This is a genomic window from Caldimonas taiwanensis NBRC 104434 (assembly GCF_001592165.1).
Taxonomy (GTDB): Bacteria; Pseudomonadota; Gammaproteobacteria; order Burkholderiales; family Burkholderiaceae_C; genus Caldimonas; species Caldimonas manganoxidans.
This window is the reverse complement of the sequence record NZ_BCWK01000002.1, coordinates 303,761-321,586: the sequence shown is the minus strand read 5'-3', so window position 1 is coordinate 321,586 and position 17,826 is coordinate 303,761. Positions and strand designations below refer to the sequence as shown.

The window sequence follows — 17,826 nt, the reverse complement described above, 5'->3', positions numbered from 1 at the left end:
CAGTTCAGATCACCCGCACCTCGACGCGGCGTGGCTGGGCATGCTCGGCTTTGGGGATACGCACCCGCAACACCCCGTGCGTGAGTTCGGCGCTGACCTTGTCGGGGTCGAGCTCCTTGCTCAGCGTGAAGGTGCGACGGAAGCGCGACAGCTGCACCTCGGCATGGCTGGGCGTCATCTCCTGCGGCACGGTCAGCTGCATCTCGCCTTCGAGGCTGAGCGTGTCGCCTTCGACTCTCAGGTTCAGGCGTTCCTTGGGCACGCCGGGCAAGTCGGCGTACAGCGTGATGCCGGTGCTGTCCTCGATCACGTCCACCGGCGGCACGAGCGCCGGTTCATTGCGTTCACTGGCGGGATGGCGCACAGCGGCCTGGCCAGTTGGGGTCACGGCAGTGGTCGTGTTCATGGCTTCACTCCTTGTGTTCATTGAACCTCGATGCGCCGCGGTTGGGCATTGGCTTTGCGCGGGATGCTGACTTGCAGCACGCCATCGCGGTAGCTGGCCGTCACGCCGGCCGGGTCGATGTCGTCGGGCAGGCTGATGACGCGGCGGAAGCGCCCGTCGAAGCGCTCATGGATGTGCAGCGTTTGCTTCTCGTCGCTGGCCTGGGCCACAGGCGCGCGCTCACCGGCCAGCGTCAGTACGCCGCGGTCCAGATTGACCTCGATGCGGGCCGGATCCAAGCCGGGCGCAAAAGCGTAGACCTCCACCGAGGTCGGCGTGCTGCCGATGTTGAGCGCAGGATAGCCCCCACGGCCGAAGCCGCGAATGCTGGGCGACAGATCGAAGACCTGCTGCATCTCGCGCTGCAGGCGATCCAATTCGGCGAACAGGTCGCGTGAAAAGAGCGAGCGATACATGGTGTGTCCTCCGTCGATTTCGATGGGTCTCGAAACCCTGAGCCCGATATAGGGGGTGCGCGGGTCGGTTTCAAGACCTCTGTCTTGAGCTTGGTCAGATGTCCGTCAATCAGGCAGGTCTGAGCGGCCTGGTGTCTGGACGGTGGTCACATGGGCGCGCCGCGCGCCGCTGGGCGGCGCATCGGTCACGTCCGCTGTCACGTCTGCCGCGCCCGGGCGTGCGCGGCCGGTCCTTGGCATCGTGCTTGCATCGGAGCGACTCCACATCGGTCCGCCGGCGTTGCGCCTTGGCGGGCATCACACGGAGGAGACGGTCATGACATCGGTGCTGAAGCGTCGTGGGGTGTTGAGCTTGGCTGCGGCGGCGTGGGCGTTGCCCTCGCTGCGAGCGCATGCGGCGCGCGCCCCGATCCGCTTGGCGCACATCCACAGCCGCAGCGGCCCTTTGCAGTCCTACGGGCAGCAGACGTCCATCGGCTTGGCCATGGGGCTGGAATACGCCACCGGCGGCAGCCTGCAGGTGGCCGGTCGTCCGCTGGTGCTCACCGAAGCCGATGACGAGGGCCGGCCCGAACGCGGACAGGCCCTGCTGGAGCAGGCCTATGCCGATGGCGCGGATCTGGCCATCGGCCCGACCTCTTCGGCGGTGGCCTTGGCCTTGTTGCCGGTGGCCCAGGCGCAGCGCAAGTTGTTGCTCGTCGAGCCCGCAGTGGCCGACATCATCACTGGTGAGCGCTGGAACCGCTACATCTTCCGCACTGCGCGCAACAGCAGTCAGGATGCCATCGCCAATGCGATCGTGCTGGATCACGAGGGGCTGCACCTGGCCACGTTGGCCCAGGACTCGCCTTTCGGTCGCAGCGGCGTGGCCGCATTCCGGGCGGCCTTGCGCAAAGCCGAGATCGTTCACGAAGAGTATGTCGACACCGGCCGTGTGCCCGACGTCGGCGCGATCGCGCAACGCCTGATCGAGCGCCTCAGAGGACGCACCGGGCGCAAGGTGGTGTGGATCCTGTGGGCCGGCGACGACCCTCCGTTTGCACTGGCCGATCACTTCAAGCGCCATGGCATCGAGCTCGCCACCGTGGGCAACACGCTGGGGGCGATGGTGCAATTCAATCGAATGCCCGGCATGCAGGGCGCGGCGTATTACTACTACGCGTTTTCGCGCAACACCGTCAACCTGTGGTTGGTCACTCAGCACTTTCTGCGTTACGGAAGCCCCCCCGACATGTTCACGGCCGGGGGCTTTGCCGCAGCGATGGCCATCGTCAGCGCATTGCGCGCCACGCAAGGCGATACCGACCCCGAGCGTCTGGTGGCTGCGATGGAGGGCTTGCGCTTCGAAACCCCAAAGGGTTGGATGCAGTTCCGCGCCGAGGACCACCAGGCCTTGCAAAGCATGTACCACTTTCGCGTCTCGTCTGGGGCTTTTCCTGGCAGTATTCCCGACCTCAAACTCGTGCGTGAAATCCCGCCCGCCGAGATAGACCTGCCCATCCGCAATCGCCGCAAGACCGGCTGAGTGGGCAGCCCGGGCTAACCCCGGCCGCAAACCACGCGGTCAGGCGTTAGCATGCGCGCGATGTCCCAGATCCGAGCTCTCGATCCCCTGGATGCGGCCAGCGACTTGCCGCGCGATGCCCGCAGTGTGCTGGAGTTGGCCGCACGTTCGATGTTCCAGCTCTTTGCCGACACGGCCGAGGGCATGATGGTCGTGGACCGTAGTGGCCGGGTGGTGTGGATCAGCGAGGGCTACAAGCAATTCCTGCCGGCCCTGGGGCTGAAGGACGAGGCCGATTTCGTCGGGCATCGGGTCGAGGAGGTGGTGCCCAACACCCTGATGCACGAGGTCATCGCCACCGGCCGGCCCATCCTCGTGGACCTGCTGACCAACAAGGCGGGCACCTTTCTCGTCAGCCGCATCCCGCTGCGTGACGAGGCCGGCGAAGTGATCGGAGCGCTCGGTCTGGTGTTGATGGCCCATCCCGAGAGCACGATGCAGCCGCTGATGAAGAAATTCGCGATGCTGCAGCGCGAGCTCGACGATGCGCGCAAGCAGCTGGCCGAACAACGCCGGCCCAAATACACCTTTGCCAGCTTCATCGGCTCCAGTCCGCAGGCCATGGAGGTCAAGCGCCAGGCGCGCCGGGTAGCGGGCACCGACAGCACGGTGCTGCTGCTGGGCGAAACCGGCACCGGCAAAGAGCTGTTGGCCCACGCGATCCATGCCGCTTCCTCCCGCGCGCGGCGCCCCTTCATCGGCGTGAACATCGCGGCGGTGCCCGAAACCTTGCTGGAGGCCGAGTTCTTCGGCGTGGCCCCCGGCGCCTACACCGGCGCCGACCGCAAGGGGCGTGACGGCAAGTTCAAGCTCGCCGATGGTGGCACGCTCTTTCTCGACGAGATCGGCGACATGCCGGCGCCGCTGCAGGCCAAGCTCTTGCGCGCTTTGCAAGAGCAGGAGATCGAGCCGCTGGGCTCCAACCAGGTCATCAAGATCGATGTCCGCGTGATCGCCGCCACCAGCCGCGACCTGCCGGCGCTCGTGGCCCAGGGTCGGTTCCGCGAAGATCTCTATTACCGGCTCAACGTGGTGCCCATCCGCATCCCGGCCCTGCGTGAGCGCCTCAGCGACCTGGAGGCCTTGGTCGAAGCTTTGGAAGAGGACATTGCCCGGCGCAGCGGCATGCCCCATCGCGAGGTGACGCCCGAGGCCCTGGAGGTGCTGCGCCGCCACCCCTGGCGCGGCAACATTCGCGAACTGCGCAATGTGCTGGAGCAAGTGAGCTTGCTGACCGACGATCTGCGCCTTGATGCCCACCATTTCGCGCGGGTGCTTTCGCCCGGGGAGGCGCAGGCCGCCGCACCTGTGGCAGCAGCGGCCGACGAGGCCCGCACCGCCGGCCCGCAGCCACCGCAGGCCCCCCACGTGCGCCCGCTGGCCGAGGCCGTGGCCGAGCTCGAGCGCCGCGCCATCGCCGAGGCCTTGCGCATCACCGGCGGCAACAAGCTGGCCGCCGCCCGCTTGCTGCGCATTTCGCGGGCCACCCTCTATGAAAAACTGGCCGCCTGGCCGGAGTTGCGCCAGCTGTCTTGAGTTCAGACACTGTCTGAAATCCAGACAATTGCGGCCGCGATGAGATGTCCGACTTTCGGACAATCGCTCGAGACCCCATCCTCGGGTAAACCCGAAAATCGATCCCGAATTCCAAGGATGACAAGGGTTTGGCGGCCGTTGTTCGGCTCGGCATGCACCTTGCAGAGTCGGGGTGTCCGGCCCGAATTCTGCGGGACGGTGACTCGGTGGTGGAGGGATCCGCCACGACAACCACAGGAGACACCATGACTGCGCATCCCATCCGTCGCGCCTTCCTGGCCCTGGCCGTCACGGCGCTGGCTGCCTCCGGCACCGGCTTGGCTCAGGCCCAAGGCAAGGACATTCGCATCGCCCACGTCTACAGCAAAACCGGCCCGCTGGAGGCCTATGGCAAGCAGACCCAGACCGGTCTGATGCTGGGGCTGGAATATGCCACTGGCGGCACCATGCAAGTGGCCGGCCGCAAGATCGTGGTGATCGAGAAAGACGACCAGGGCAAGCCTGACGTGGGCAAATCGCTGTTGGCGGCGGCCTATGCCGACGACAAGGTCGACTTGGCCGTGGGGCCCACGTCCTCCGGCGTGGCCTTGGCCATGCTGCCGGTGGCCGAGGAGTACAAGAAGATCCTGCTGGTCGAGCCGGCCGTGGCCGACTCCATCACCGGCGAGAAGTGGAACAAATACATCTTCCGCACCGGTCGCAACAGCTCGCAAGACGCCATCTCCAACGCCGTGGCGCTGGACAAGGAAGGCACCGTGATTGCCACCTTGGCGCAGGACTACGCCTTCGGTCGCGATGGTGTGGCGGCCTTCAAGGCGGCGCTCAAGAAGGCCAAGCTGGTGCATGAAGAGTATTTGCCCACCAACACCACCGACTTCACCGCCGGGGCGCAGCGGCTCATCGACAAGCTCAAAGACCAGCCCGGTCGCAAAGTGATCTTCATCATCTGGGCCGGCGCGGGCAATCCTTTCAAGATCGCCGATCTGGATCTCAAGCGCTACGGCATCGAGATCGCCACCGGCGGCAACATCCTGCCGGCGATGGCCGCGTACAAGCAGTTTCCGGGCATGGAGGGCGCCACCTACTACTACTTCGGCATCCCGAAAAACCCGGTCAATGAGTGGCTGGTGGCCAACCACTACAGCAAATTCAAGAGCCCGCCCGACTTCTTCACGGCCGGGGGCTTCGCCGCTGCCATGGCCATCGTCACCGCGTTGAAGAAAACCAATGGCGACACCAACACCAACAAGCTGATCGCCACGATGGAAGGCATGAGCTTCGAGACGCCCAAAGGGACGATGACCTTCCGCAAGGAAGATCACCAGGCCATGCAGAGCATGTACCACTTCCGCATCAAGGACGATCCGGCCTTCGCCTGGGGGGTGCCGGAGCTGGTGCGCGAAATCAAGCCCGAAGAAATGCAAGTGCCCATCCGCAACAAACGCTGACCCCAGCGTGGGCCGCGGCCTGCCGTCGCGGCCCTTGCATGCACATTCTTTGCATCGTTTCACAACAACCGCGCATCGGCGGGCGGGGGCGCTCATCCCCGAGACGACGAGGAGACAAACGATGAAGACCAGAATGTTGGTGGGCTGGGCCGCAGCCGCCGTTCTCGCAGCGGGCCCGGCCTGGGCCGTGCAGAGCTTGCCCAGACTCAATATCGACAAAAGCCAGATCAGCGTATCGGGCCTGTCCTCCGGCGGCTTCATGGCCAACCAGCTCGGTGTGGCGCACTCGTCCACCTTCATGGGGGTGGGCGTGTTTGCTGCCGGCCCCTACATGTGCGCAGGGCACTACAACTACACCGCCTGCATGTACAACGCCACGATCAGCGACGGCCAGCTTTCCACGATGCAGTCCAGCATCAACCACTGGAGCGGCTCGCAAATCGACGACAAGGCCGGGATCGCCAAGCAGAAGATTTACTTGTTCGTCGGCACGAGCGACAGCACGATTGGCCCCAACCCCATGGACGCCTTGCGCAAGCAGTACGCGAACAACGCCGTGCCCTCGGGCAACGTCGAATACATCAAGCGCAGCGGTGCAGCGCATGTGTTTCCCACCGATTTCGATGCCGCCGGCAACAACAGCTGTGGCAGCACGTCCTCTCCCTACATCGCCAACTGCGGCTATGACGGCGCCAAGGCCGTGCTGACCCGCATCTACGGCACGCTCAACCCCCGCAGCGACGCACCGCCGGCCAGCAACTACATCGAGTTCAGCCAAGCCAGCTTCACCAGCAACCCCGGCATGGCCGCCACCGGCTGGGTGTACGTGCCCAGCGACTGCGCCGCCGGCGCCCAGTGCAGGCTGCACGTGGCCTTGCACGGCTGCCAGCAGAGCTATGCGCAGATCGGCGACAAGTTCATCAAGAACACCGGCTATACCCGCTGGGCCGACACCAACCGCATCGTCGTGCTGTTTCCGCAGACCAAGGTGGACAACACCAGCCGCAGCACCGCCGCCAGCGGCCTGTTGCCCAACCCCAATGCCTGCTGGGATTGGATCGGCTGGTATGGCAGCGACTTCGCCCAGAAGGGCGGGTCCCAGATCAGCGCCATCAAGGCCATGGTGGACCACCTGGCCAGCGGTGCGCCCACGTCCACGCTGCCTGCGCCCACGGGGGTCAGCACCTCGGGCGCGACCGACACCTCGATGGTGATTTCCTGGGCCTCGGTGCAGGGGGCGGCTGGCTACCACGTGTATCGCAACGGTGCCAAGCAGACGACGACCCCGGTGACCGGCACCAGCTACACCGACACCGGGCTGACACCAGCCACCACCTACCAGTGGACCGTGACCGCGGTCGATGGACAAGGGGCCGAAAGTGTGCCATCTGCTGCGGCCAGTGGCACCACCACCGGGGCGGCGCCACCACCGGCCACCTGCTACACGGCCAGCAACTATGGGCACACCACCGCGGGCCGCGCCTATGCCGCCTGGGGGTACGCCTATGCCAAAGGCTCCAACCAGAACATGGGGCTGTGGAACATCTACGTCATCACCACCCTGAAGCAGACGGGACCCAACCACTACGTGATCGGCACCTGTCCCTGAGGGCCGATCGTCCTTGATCCGATGAACCCACAGAAAGTGAAGCAGCGATGAGCGGCGTGCTCGAAACCCAGGATCTCACGGTCCGCTTTGGCGGACATGTGGCCGTGGACCGCGTCAGCTGTGCCTTCCATCCAGGCACGCTGACGGCCATCGTCGGGCCCAACGGCGCGGGCAAGACGACCTATTTCAACCTCATTTCCGGGCAGCTCAAGGCGACAAGCGGCAGCGTGCGGCTCGATGGGGAGGAGATCGGTCATCTGCCCGCGCCGTTGCGCACCCGGCGCGGGCTGGGACGCGCCTTCCAGCTCACCCAGCTCTTCCCCAACCTTTCGGTGCTGGAGAACGTGCGCTTGGCCGTGCAGTCGCGTCACGGCGGCGTTCTGCAGTTGTTCAGCGTGTGGCTCGATCGCAAAGACCTCATCGATGAGGCCTACGCTCGGCTGGAGGCGGTGCGTTTGGCCGACAAGGCCCATGCGCCGGCCTCCAGCCTGCCCCACGGCGACCAGCGCAAACTGGAAGTGGCGCTGATGATGGCCTTGGATCCCAAGGTCTACATGTTCGACGAACCCACCGCCGGCATGAGCGTGGACGAAGTGCCCGTGGTGCTCGATCTCATCCGCGCGCTGAAGGATCGGCGCGACAAGACCATCTTGCTCGTCGAGCACAAGATGGACGTCGTGCGCGAACTGGCCGATCGCATCATCGTGCTGCACAACGGTCAGCTGTTGGCCGACGGCGAGCCGGCTCAGGTGATGAACCTGCCCATCGTGCAAAGCGCCTACATGGGCACGGCCGACATTCGGGAGGCCGCATGAATCCGAACGACATCGTGCTCAGCCTCTCTGGCGTGCACACCCACATCGGTGCCTATCACATCCTGCATGGCGTGGACTTCGAGGTGCCGGCCGGTCAGGTCACCATGTTGCTGGGGCGCAATGGCGCCGGCAAAACCACCACGCTGCGCACCATCATGGGCTTGTGGTCCGCGCAGCAAGGCAGCATTCGATTCAAGGGCCAGGCCATCGGCGGGCCCGGTGCAAAGCTCACCACACCGGACATTGCCCAGCGTGGCATCGCTTATGTCCCCGAAAGCATGGGGATCTTCAGCGACCTCAGCGTCAAGGAGAACCTGCTGCTGGCCGCGCGCGGGGCGCGCACCGTCGATGAGCTCGACTCCCGGCGTCTGGAGTGGATCTTCGGGCTCTTCCCGGCGCTGAAGAAGTTCTGGCTCTATCCCGCCGGCAAGCTTTCGGGAGGCCAGAAGCAGATGCTGGCCATCGCGCGCGCCATCGTCGAGCCGCGCGAGCTGCTGCTCATCGACGAGCCCAGCAAGGGGTTGGCGCCGGCCATCATCCAGAACCTCATCGGCGCGCTGCGTGAACTCAAGTCCACGCACACCACCATCTTGCTCGTCGAACAGAACTTTGCCATGGCCAAGGCCCTGGGCGACCAGGTGGCGGTGATGGACGACGGCCGCATCGTGCATCGCGGCCCGATGGCCGAACTCGCCCAGGACGAGGCCCTCCAGCAGCGCCTGCTGGGGCTGTCGCTGGCGGCTCATCAGTGAACACGAGGTGTGCGATGACTCCCATCACTTCTGCTGTGGGCGCCACCGGTGGCGCCACCGAGGCCGTGCCGCGCGAGCGCTTCGACCTCATTCCCTTGGCCTTGGTGCTGGTTCTGGCGGCAGCCGCCCTGCCGCTGGTCGGTTCGGTGCCCACCTGGCTGACGCTGACCATCGCCGGATTGGCCATGGGCATGATCATTTTCATCATCGCCTCGGGCCTGACCCTCGTCTTCGGCCTGATGGACGTGCTCAACTTCGGCCATGGCGTGTTCATCGCGCTTGGCGCCTTCATGGCCACCACGGTCCTGGGGGCCATGGGCGACTGGACCGCCAGCGACTCGCTGTGGCGCAACCTGACGGCCATTTTCCTCGCGATGGTGGTGGCCATGAGCGTGGCCGGTGCGGTGGGTTACGCCTTCGAGCGCGTGGTCGTGCGGCCGGTCTACGGCCAGCACCTGAAGCAGATCCTCATCACGATGGGCGGCATGATCATCGGTGAGGAGATCATCAAGGTGATTTGGGGGCCGCTGCAGATCCCGTTGCCGCTGCCCGAAGGCTTGCGCGGCTCGGTGCTGCTGGGAGAGGCGGCCATCGAGAAATACCGGCTGTTGGCGGTGGTCCTCGGCGCGGTGGTGCTGGTGGCCATGCTGTTCGTGCTCAACCGCACCAAGATCGGGTTGCTCATCCGCGCCGGCGTGCAAGACCGCGAGATGGTCGAAAGCCTGGGCTATCGCATCAAGCGCTTGTTCATCGGCGTGTTCGTCGTGGGCTCGGCGCTGGCCGGCTTGGGTGGCGTGCTTTGGGGTCTGTACCAGCAAATGGTGGTGCCGCAGATGGGCGCGCAGATCAATGTGCTGCTGTTCATCGTCATCATCATCGGCGGTTTGGGCTCCACGCTGGGCTGCTTCGTCGGGGCTTTGTTGGTCGGACTGATGGCCAATTACACCGGTTTTCTGGCCCCGAAGGTCGCGCTGTTTTCCAACATCGGTCTGATGGTGGCCATCTTGCTGTGGCGACCCCAAGGCCTGTATCCGGTGACCCATCGTTGAGGGGGGCGATCATGTTGCAACGCCTGCTGTCCCATGACCTGCCTCGCAGCCGCTGGCTGGCCCTGGCTTTGATCATCATCCTGCTCGGACTCTTGCTCACGCCCTTCGTCTTTCCGGGCAGCAAGTCGCTCAACGTGGCGGCCAAGATCCTCATCTTCATGGTGCTGGTGGCCAGCTACGACCTCTTGCTGGGCTACACCGGCATCGTCAGCTTCGCCCACACCATGTTCTTCGGCATTGGCGCCTACGGCGTGGCCATCGCCTCCAGCCGCATGGGCGCGGGCTGGGATGCGCTGGCGGTGGGCATCGGCTGCGCGTTGCTGCTGTCGCTGGTCTTGTCGTTCGTGATCGGCTTGTTCAGCCTGCGCGTGAAGGCCATCTTCTACGCAATGATCACGCTGGCGGTGGCCTCGGCGTTCCAGACCCTGGCCTCGCAGCTGTCAGAGATCACCGGTGGCGAGGATGGGTTGACCTTCCGCATGCCCGAGTGGCTGAGCCCGAGTTTCGAGCCTTTCGACAACGAATTCTTCGGGGTGCTCATCGACGGACGCATCATCAGCTACTACGGCTTGTTCCTGCTCACCCTGCTGCTGCTGGGCTTGATGCTGCGCATCGTCAACTCGCCGTTTGGCCGCGTGCTGCAGGCCATCCGCGAGAACGATTTCCGTGCCGAGGCCATTGGCTATCGCACGGTGGTCTACCGCACCTTGTCCAATGTGCTGTCGGCATTGTTCGCCACGGTGGCCGGCGCCATGCTGGCCATCTGGCTGCGCTACAACGGCCCGGACACCTCCTTGAGCTTCGAGATCATGCTGGACATCTTGCTCATCGTGGTCATTGGCGGCATGGGCACGATCTACGGCGCGGTCATCGGCGCGGCGCTGTTCGTGCTGGCCCAAAACTACCTGCAAGACCTCATGCGCCTGGGCGCGGGTGCGGTCCAAGGGCTTCCAGTCGTCTCCGAGCTCGTGTCTCCTGACCGGTGGCTGCTGTGGTTGGGCGTGCTGTTCGTGCTGTGCGTCTACCACTTTCCCACCGGCATCGTCGGGCGGCTGCGTCAGCGCGCCCTGTGATCGGTTGCACATGCTTGAGGCACACGAGCAAGGGAGATTCTCATGCCGTTCACTTCCCACTATCTGAGCTGCGTCGGCCGCGAGATCCATTACACCGAATGGGGCGCGCAGCACCGCGAGACCGTGATCGCCTGGCATGGCCTGGCACGCACCGGCCGTGACATGGATGACGTGGCCGAATACTTGTCTTCGCGTTTTCGCGTCATCTGCCCGGACACACTCGGCCGTGGGCTGTCGCAGTGGAGCCCCGACCCTGTCAATGAATACAAGCTCTCGTTCTATGTGCAGATCGCCACGGCGCTGGTGGACCAGCTCGGCTTGGAACGTTTCCACTGGTTGGGCACCTCCATGGGAGGGGCCATCGGCACGCTGGCGGCGGCCACCTCGCTGCGGGGGCGCATCCGGCGGCTCATTCTCAATGACAACGGTCCCCAACTGGCCCAACCGGCGCTCGAACGCATCCGGGCCTATGCCGGCAGTCCGCCGACCTTCGAGCGCATGACCGAGCTCGAGGCCTTCTTGCGCACCGTTTACCGGCCCTATGGCTGGCTGTCCGATGCCCAGTGGCGCCGCATGGCCGAAACCTCGGCGCGCCGCCTGCCCGATGGACGCATCACCACCCATTACGACCCGGCGATGGCGCAGCAATTCGTCCATCACCCACACGACTACGACCTGTGGGAGGCCTATGACAGCCTGGACATCCCGGTGCTGTGCTTGCGCGGCGAACACTCCGATCTGCTGCTGGCCGAGACGGCCGAGGCCATGCGCAACCGCGGTCCGCGTGCCGTGGTCGTCACCATCCCCGGCTGCGGGCATGCGCCGGCGCTGAACGTGCCGGACCAATGGGAGTTGGTCGAACGCTTCTTCTGCGCCAGCGACCCCCGAAGTCATGGGGCTTGAATCCGCGTGGTTTCATGGTAGCCTGCCGGGAGGGAGGTTTTCATGAAACGACGCATTCAACGCTTGTCCCCGCATCAAAACGGCAAGGTGGCTGGGCTGATGATGGCCCTGGTGTCCTTGGTCATCCTGGTGCCTTTCATGCTGATCCTGGGGAGCATCATGCCCCACGGCGAACGAATGCCCTGGCTGATGGTGCTCATCCTGCCCGTGCTCTATCTGGTGCTCGGCTACATCGGCACGGTGCTGGCCTGCTGGGTCTACAACCTGGTGGCCGGCTGGGTCGGCGGCATCGAGTACGACGCGCAGGAGGTCTGAGTCACTCGCGCCAGTGCTGTGCGATCCAGGGCACGGGCTTGACATAGCGGGTGGCATGGCGCCAACGCTGCTTCAGGCTCAGGCCGGGGCGAAAGGCGCCGCGCAGATGCTCCCAGGGCGAAGGGTGTTCGGGGGCCTCGGGGGTCCAGCGCCCCACCAACACGTCGCCCGGGTTGGGGCCGCCGGGAAAGGTCACGATGCGTGTTCCGCGGGGCAGTCGTGCGGGCATGAAGTAGCGCAGCGGAAACGGCGGCAAGCAATGCAGGCGGAAATGCCTCGTCCAGCTTTCAGGCCAGAGCTTGATGCCGCCGGGCACGGCATGCGTGATGTAGTGCTGCTCGAAGCGATAGCGGTCGGCCACGCCTTGCGGGTCGGCACGAAAGTCAGCCAGGATGTGCGGATAGCGGCCCACCGGGAAGCGAAACACCGAGGTCTGCCCCAGCCGTTGCAAAGGTTTGGACCAGTTTCTCGCCAGGATCACGTCCTCGGGGTGGCCGTAACTGAAATAGTCGTCCAGCGAGCCGACGATCACGGAGTCCAGATCCACGAAGAGCGCGGGGCCGCGCAGGTCGCCCAGGGTCTCGCCCCACAACACCACCTTGCGCCATTTGCCCATCGTGCGTTGCGGATGGGCGCACCCCAGCTCCGGCAGGTCGAACGTGTCCACCTCGGGGCGGATGCCACGCCGGTCGTCGGTGAAACATACCAGCCGAAACGGGCCCGTGATGTGGCGTGACACCATGCCGTAGAGCCGGTTGACGTACTCCGGTCCATAGGCGGTGCCCCACTTCACGCAGATGATTTGCTTGGGTGCGGTCGACATCGGGGGCGGGCAGTGTGAGGCTGCGCATCATAACGGGGTCGCAGCAGGTTCATGACTCGAGTTCGGCCTGGGCCATCTCGACGTCCAGCCGGCGCGTCGCGTCCATGGGCTCGCAGGCGGCAGCTTCGGCATCCAGCTGCGCCCACTGTGGCTGCAAGGGAGCCAGGTCGTGGGTGGAGGCGGTGGCGTCGTCAGGGAAGGCAGTCCATCGGGCCATGGGGGGCTCCACTCAGGGGGGGCTGTAGTGCCCGACCAGACCCAGCAGGTGGGTCTTTTGTGCGGGATCGAGATAAGGCAGCAGCAGGCTCAGCACATGGAACGCCCCCCGCAACAGGGCCGCGCCGGCGCATTCGGGCTCCAGCGCGTGGCGCGGGTCGCGCACATATTCATAGCTGAGCCAGTAGGTGAGCACCACCACCATGGCGGTGGCTACCGAGTCGGCTTCACGGCCATCGATGCGTAACGACTGATGGCGCGACAAGGCGTCGAGCACCGTGCGCACCGCGCGGGACTTGTTCTTCAGCACGAACTGGAAATGCGTCTCCAGTCGGCGGTTCTTGCTCAGCAGGTCGTTGAGATCGCGGTAGAGGAAACGGTACTGCCAAATCAACTCGAACAGCATGTGAAAGAACATCCAGGCGTCTTCCACGTTGCGCACATCGTCCGCGGCGTGCAGCAGCTCGTTGAGGGCGCGTTCGTAGCGGTCGAACAAGGCATTGATCAGTTCGTCCTTGGCCGGGTAGTGGTAATAAAGGTTGCCCGGGCTGATGTTCAGTTCGGCCGAGATCAGGGTGGTCGAGACATTGGGCTCGCCGAAGCGGTTGAACAGATCGAGCGAGACTTCGAGAATGCGCTCGGCCGTGCGGCGCGGCTTTTTGGTGTGCATGATGGCTCCGGGGCACGGACGCCTTGTGCGCCGGCATGCCCGCTGCCAATCTAGCAAATCCGGTTCCGACCGCAAGCCGGGTCTGTCCCGCGGGCTGCACGCTGCGGCGGCCTTGCCTACAATCAAGCCCCCTATGTCCGCTGTCGTTTTCCAGCAGGTCAGCAAGACCTATCGCACCGCGCGGGGCCCATTGCAGGCTTTGCGCGAGGTGAGCTTCACCATCGAACCCGGTGAATTCTTCGGCTTGCTGGGGCCCAACGGCGCGGGCAAGACCACCCTGATCAGCATTCTGGCCGGCCTGAGCCGGGCCACCAGCGGGCGTGTGTGCGTGCATGGCCACGATGTGGTGGACGCCTACGCGATGGCGCGCCGATGCTTGGGCATCGTGCCTCAGGAACTGGTCTTCGACCCCTTCTTCAGCGTGCGCGAGGCGCTGCGCATCCAGTCGGGCTACTTTGGCTTGCGTCGCAACGACGACTGGATCGACGAGTTGTTGGTCAATTTGGGTCTGGCCGACAAGGCCAACGCCAACATGCGCCAGCTGTCGGGCGGGATGAAGCGTCGGGTGCTGGTGGCCCAGGCCCTGGTGCATCGGCCTGCGGTGATCGTGCTGGACGAGCCGACGGCCGGCGTGGACGTGGAGCTGCGCCAGACCTTGTGGCAGTTCATCGCGCGTTTGAACCGCGAAGGCCACACGGTGCTGCTGACCACGCATTACCTCGAGGAGGCCGAGGCCCTGTGCCATCGCATCGCCATGCTCAAGGCCGGGCAGGTGGTGGCCCTGGACCGCACCTCGGCCCTGCTGTCGGGCCGGGCCAGCACGATGCTGCGTTTCAAGACCGACGACCCGCTGCCGGCCTCGCTGGCCGACATGGCGCGTGTGACCGGACGCATCGTGCAGATCAAAGCCCACGATGCCTTGGAGGTGGAGGAGATCCTGTCCACCTTGCGCCTGCATCACGTGGCCGTGGAAGACCTCGAGATCGGCCGCGCCGATCTGGAAGACGTGTTCCTCGAAATCATGCAAGCCGATACCGCGCCGGCATTCCTCGACCATCCCAGCCCGCTGGAGGAGGTGCCATCGTGAAGCCGCTGGATCCCGCGTCGATCGCGCCGACGGCTGGCGTGCGCACGCTGCTGTACAAGGAGGTGCTGCGCTTTTGGAAGGTGAGCTTCCAGACCGTGGCCGCGCCGGTGCTCACCGCGGTGCTGTATCTGCTGATCTTCGGCCATGTGCTCGAAGAGCATGTCCAGGTCTATGACGGCGTCAGCTACACCGCCTTTTTGGTGCCGGGCCTGGTGATGATGAGCGTGCTGCAAAATGCCTTTGCCAACAGCTCCTCGTCCTTGATCCAGAGCAAGATCACTGGCAACTTGGTGTTCCTGCTGGTGGCGCCGCTGTCGCATCGGGACTGGTTTGTTGCCTATGTCGGCGCCTCGGTGATCCGGGGCTTGTTGGTGGGGCTGGGAGTGTTCCTGGTCACGCTGGGCTTTGCCGTGCCGCCGTTTGCGCAACCGGGATGGATCCTGGTGTTTGCAGTGCTGGGGGCGGGCATGTTGGGCTCGCTGGGTTTGATCGCCGGCCTGTGGGCCGAGAAGTTCGACCAGATGGCGGCCTTCCAGAACTTCCTGATCATGCCGATGACGTTTTTGGCCGGGGTGTTCTACTCGGTGCATTCGCTGCCGCCGTTCTGGCAGGCGGTGAGCCACCTCAACCCCTTTTTCTACATGATCGACGGGTTCCGTCGGGGGTTTTTCGGTGTCAGTGACGTCTCGCCGTGGCTCAGCCTGGCCGTGGTGGGTGGCAGCTTCGCCGTGGTGGCTGCGATCGCCCTGCACCTGCTCAAGACCGGCTACAAGATCCGGCATTGAAGAATGCAGGATAATTGGTCCACTATGGCCGATCCGACTCCTCAGGAAGTGCGCACCTACATTGCCCAAGGGCTCGCCTGCGAGCATTTGGACGTGGAGGGCGACGGCCGCCATTTTTTCGCCACCATCGTGTCGGCCGAGTTCGAGGGGCTGTCGCGCGTGGCGCGGCACCAGCGTGTCTACCGCGCGCTGGGCGATAGAATGCGCGAGCAAATCCACGCCCTGTCGATGAAGACGTTCACGCCGGCCGAGTGGTCTGCCACTTCGGCGTCCACCCACCACCATTGATCGGCGCCCGTGGCCGCGGCACGGGTGGCAGCCCCCTGGGCGCGGTTGGCGTGCAAGCGGGGGGCGCCCAGACGCGCGCGGCGCGGGGCCTGTAAACCAGCCCACGCATGGACAAACTCCTCATCCGCGGCGGCCGCCCTCTGGCGGGCGAGATCACCATTTCAGGGGCCAAGAACGCCGCCCTGCCTGAATTGTGCGCGGCCTTGTTGACGGCCGAACCCGTCACGCTGGACAACGTGCCGGCGCTGCAAGACGTGGCGACCATGCTCAAGCTCTTGCGCAACATGGGGGCCAAGGCCGAGCGAGATGCCGACCACCCCGAGCGCATCCACCTGGATGCCAGCTGTGTCACCTCCCCGGAAGCGCCGTATGACCTGGTCAAGACCATGCGGGCCTCCATCTTGGCGCTGGGGCCGCTGCTGGCGCGCTTCGGGGAGGCCACGGTCTCGCTGCCCGGCGGCTGTGCGATCGGCTCGCGCCCGGTGGACCAACACATCAAGGGCCTGCAGGCCATGGGGGCCGACATCCGGGTCGAGCATGGTTACATCCTGGCCAAGGCGCCGGCCGGTGGGCTGCGCGGGGCGCGCATCACCACCGACATGGTCACCGTCACCGGCACCGAGAACTTGATGATGGCGGCCACGCTGGCCCGGGGCGAAACGGTGCTGGAAAATGCCGCGCAAGAGCCTGAAATTCCCGATCTGGCCGAGATGCTGATCGCCATGGGGGCGAAGATCGAAGGGCATGGGACGAGCAAGATCCGCATCCAGGGTGTCGAGCGCCTCGGCGGCGTGACGCACCGGACCATTCCGGACCGCATCGAAACCGGCACCTTCCTGTGCGCCGTGGCCGCCGCCGGTGGCAACGTGCTGTTGCGCCAGGCGCGTGCCGATCATCTGGATGCGGTGATCGACAAATTGCGCGAGGCCGGCGCCCGCATCGAAGCCGGCGCCGACTGGATCCGCGTGGCCGCCTCGGGGCGGCTGAAAGCCCAGTCCTTCCGTACCAGTGAATACCCGGCCTTTCCTACCGACATGCAGGCGCAATTCATGGCGCTGAACTGTGTCGCCGAAGGCACGTCCCGCATCACCGAGACCATCTTCGAAAACCGCTTCATGCATGTCAACGAGCTGGTGCGTCTGGGGGCGCGCATCGAGGTGGACGGCCACACGGCCATCGTGCAGGGGGTCGAGAAACTCTCGGGCGCTGCCGTGATGGCCACCGATTTGCGCGCCTCGGCCAGTTTGGTGATCGCCGGCTTGGTGGCCGAGGGCGAGACCGTGGTCGATCGCATTTACCACCTGGATCGGGGTTACGACCACATGGAAGTCAAGTTGCGCGCTTTGGGTGCGGACATCGAAAGAATTCAATGAGCCAGAACGCAGCCATGATCACGCTGGCGCTGTCCAAGGGCCGCATCTTCGATGAAACCTTGCCGCTGCTGAAGGCGGCCGGTGTCGAGGTGATGGAGGACCCGGAGACATCGCGCAAGCTCATCTTGCCCACCAATCGACCCGATGTGCGTGTGGTGCTGGTGCGCGCCACGGACGTGCCCACCTATGTGCAGTATGGCGGGGCCGACGTGGGGGTGGCAGGCAAAGACGTGCTGCTCGAGCATGGTGGCCAGGGTTTGTATCAGCCCTTGGACTTGAACATCGCCCGCTGTCGCATGAGTGTGGCGGTGCGCGCCGACTTCGACTATGCGGCAGCCGTCAAGCAGGGCTCGCGCATCCGCGTGGCCACCAAGTACACCACGGTGGCGCGCCAGCATTTTGCCGACAAGGGCGTGCATGTCGATCTGATCAAGCTGTATGGTTCGATGGAGCTCGCCCCGCTGACCGGCCTGGCCGATGCCATCGTCGATCTGGTATCCACCGGCAGCACGCTCAGGGCCAACCATCTGGTCGAGGTCGAGCAGATCATGCCGATTTCCTCGCGGCTGATCGTCAACCAAGCGGCGCTCAAGCTCAAGCGTGCGGCGCTGCGCTCGCTCATCGATGCGTTTGCCGGCGCCATTGCGAAGGAGTGAACG

At 65.0% G+C, this 17,826-nt stretch carries 20 protein-coding genes; 15 read left to right on the top strand and 5 right to left on the bottom strand.

The window, feature by feature from the left end; genetic code table 11:
- Window positions 1-4: 4 nt before the first annotated feature.
- Window positions 5-406 (bottom strand): Hsp20/alpha crystallin family protein, encoded by a 402-nt coding sequence (locus CTA01S_RS03280; RefSeq protein ID WP_198150756.1) that lies wholly within the window; start codon window positions 404-406, stop codon window positions 5-7.
- 17 nt (window positions 407-423) lie between these two features.
- The gene (locus CTA01S_RS03275; protein ID WP_019560527.1) at window positions 424-861 is read right to left on the bottom strand and encodes an Hsp20/alpha crystallin family protein; all 438 of its coding nucleotides are present in this window, start codon (window positions 859-861) and stop codon (window positions 424-426) included.
- Window positions 862-1,177: 316 nt separating this feature from the next.
- On the opposite strand from CTA01S_RS03275, the gene CTA01S_RS03270 reads away from it, so the two are divergent.
- The 10 genes from CTA01S_RS03270 (at window position 1,178) to CTA01S_RS03225 (ending at window position 11,925) form a co-directional block, all read left to right on the top strand.
- Entirely contained in the window at window positions 1,178-2,386 is a 1,209-nt protein-coding gene (locus tag CTA01S_RS03270) for a substrate-binding domain-containing protein (protein ID WP_019560528.1), read from the top strand.
- A gap of 51 nt (window positions 2,387-2,437) precedes the next feature.
- The gene (locus CTA01S_RS03265) at window positions 2,438-3,961 is read left to right on the top strand and encodes a sigma-54 interaction domain-containing protein (RefSeq protein ID WP_019560529.1); all 1,524 of its coding nucleotides are present in this window, start codon (window positions 2,438-2,440) and stop codon (window positions 3,959-3,961) included.
- 245 nt (window positions 3,962-4,206) lie between these two features.
- Window positions 4,207-5,409, top strand: a complete 1,203-nt coding sequence (locus tag CTA01S_RS03260; RefSeq protein WP_019560530.1) for a substrate-binding domain-containing protein — start codon at window positions 4,207-4,209, stop codon at window positions 5,407-5,409.
- Between the two features lie 121 nt (window positions 5,410-5,530).
- The gene (locus tag CTA01S_RS03255; protein WP_062192103.1) at window positions 5,531-7,018 is read left to right on the top strand and encodes an extracellular catalytic domain type 2 short-chain-length polyhydroxyalkanoate depolymerase; all 1,488 of its coding nucleotides are present in this window, start codon (window positions 5,531-5,533) and stop codon (window positions 7,016-7,018) included.
- 56 nt (window positions 7,019-7,074) lie between these two features.
- Window positions 7,075-7,833, top strand: coding sequence for an ABC transporter ATP-binding protein (locus CTA01S_RS03250; protein ID WP_198150765.1), 759 nt, complete (start codon window positions 7,075-7,077; stop codon window positions 7,831-7,833).
- Complete coding sequence (locus CTA01S_RS03245) at window positions 7,830-8,585, top strand: ABC transporter ATP-binding protein (protein WP_062192096.1); 756 nt, start codon at window positions 7,830-7,832, stop codon at window positions 8,583-8,585. Before CTA01S_RS03250 ends, CTA01S_RS03245 begins: the two co-directional genes overlap by 4 nt.
- Window positions 8,586-8,599: 14 nt before the next feature.
- The gene (locus CTA01S_RS03240) at window positions 8,600-9,634 is read left to right on the top strand and encodes a branched-chain amino acid ABC transporter permease (protein ID WP_198150754.1); all 1,035 of its coding nucleotides are present in this window, start codon (window positions 8,600-8,602) and stop codon (window positions 9,632-9,634) included.
- 11 nt (window positions 9,635-9,645) lie between these two features.
- On the top strand, window positions 9,646-10,707 hold the full coding sequence (locus tag CTA01S_RS03235) for a branched-chain amino acid ABC transporter permease (protein WP_019560535.1): 1,062 nt from the start codon (window positions 9,646-9,648) through the stop codon (window positions 10,705-10,707).
- Window positions 10,708-10,749: 42 nt separating this feature from the next.
- A complete protein-coding gene (locus CTA01S_RS03230; RefSeq protein WP_062192092.1) occupies window positions 10,750-11,610 on the top strand; it encodes an alpha/beta fold hydrolase in 861 nt (286 codons plus the stop codon).
- Between the two features lie 42 nt (window positions 11,611-11,652).
- Window positions 11,653-11,925 carry a hypothetical protein gene (locus CTA01S_RS03225; protein ID WP_062192088.1) on the top strand — a complete coding sequence of 91 codons (273 nt, stop codon included), beginning with the start codon at window positions 11,653-11,655 and terminating at the stop codon, window positions 11,923-11,925.
- 1 nt (window position 11,926) lies between these two features.
- On the opposite strand, the gene CTA01S_RS03220 is transcribed toward CTA01S_RS03225, so the two are convergent.
- The 3 genes from CTA01S_RS03220 to CTA01S_RS03215 form a co-directional block, all read right to left on the bottom strand.
- Window positions 11,927-12,718 carry a glycosyl transferase gene (locus CTA01S_RS03220; protein ID WP_211211791.1) on the bottom strand — a complete coding sequence of 264 codons (792 nt, stop codon included), beginning with the start codon at window positions 12,716-12,718 and terminating at the stop codon, window positions 11,927-11,929.
- 79 nt (window positions 12,719-12,797) lie between these two features.
- Window positions 12,798-12,965, bottom strand: a complete 168-nt coding sequence (locus CTA01S_RS16590; protein WP_157451279.1) for a hypothetical protein — start codon at window positions 12,963-12,965, stop codon at window positions 12,798-12,800.
- Window positions 12,966-12,977: 12 nt separating this feature from the next.
- On the bottom strand, window positions 12,978-13,634 hold the full coding sequence (locus CTA01S_RS03215; protein ID WP_062192080.1) for a TetR/AcrR family transcriptional regulator: 657 nt from the start codon (window positions 13,632-13,634) through the stop codon (window positions 12,978-12,980).
- 133 nt (window positions 13,635-13,767) lie between these two features.
- Here CTA01S_RS03215 and CTA01S_RS03210 point away from each other — a divergent pair, with 133 nt between their 5' ends.
- The 5 genes from CTA01S_RS03210 to hisG all read left to right on the top strand — a co-directional run bounded on the left by CTA01S_RS03210 (window position 13,768) and on the right by hisG (window position 17,823).
- Window positions 13,768-14,721 (top strand): ABC transporter ATP-binding protein, encoded by a 954-nt coding sequence (locus CTA01S_RS03210; protein ID WP_019560541.1) that lies wholly within the window; start codon window positions 13,768-13,770, stop codon window positions 14,719-14,721.
- Complete coding sequence (locus CTA01S_RS03205; RefSeq protein ID WP_019560542.1) at window positions 14,718-15,506, top strand: ABC transporter permease; 789 nt, start codon at window positions 14,718-14,720, stop codon at window positions 15,504-15,506. Before CTA01S_RS03210 ends, CTA01S_RS03205 begins: the two co-directional genes overlap by 4 nt.
- A gap of 24 nt (window positions 15,507-15,530) precedes the next feature.
- Window positions 15,531-15,794, top strand: a complete 264-nt coding sequence (locus CTA01S_RS03200; RefSeq protein ID WP_019560543.1) for a BolA family protein — start codon at window positions 15,531-15,533, stop codon at window positions 15,792-15,794.
- A gap of 107 nt (window positions 15,795-15,901) precedes the next feature.
- Window positions 15,902-17,167 carry a UDP-N-acetylglucosamine 1-carboxyvinyltransferase gene (murA, locus tag CTA01S_RS03195; protein ID WP_019560544.1) on the top strand — a complete coding sequence of 422 codons (1,266 nt, stop codon included), beginning with the start codon at window positions 15,902-15,904 and terminating at the stop codon, window positions 17,165-17,167.
- Between the two features lie 14 nt (window positions 17,168-17,181).
- Window positions 17,182-17,823, top strand: coding sequence for an ATP phosphoribosyltransferase (hisG, locus tag CTA01S_RS03190; protein ID WP_026330121.1), 642 nt, complete (start codon window positions 17,182-17,184; stop codon window positions 17,821-17,823).
- The last annotated feature ends 3 nt before the right edge of the window (window positions 17,824-17,826 follow it).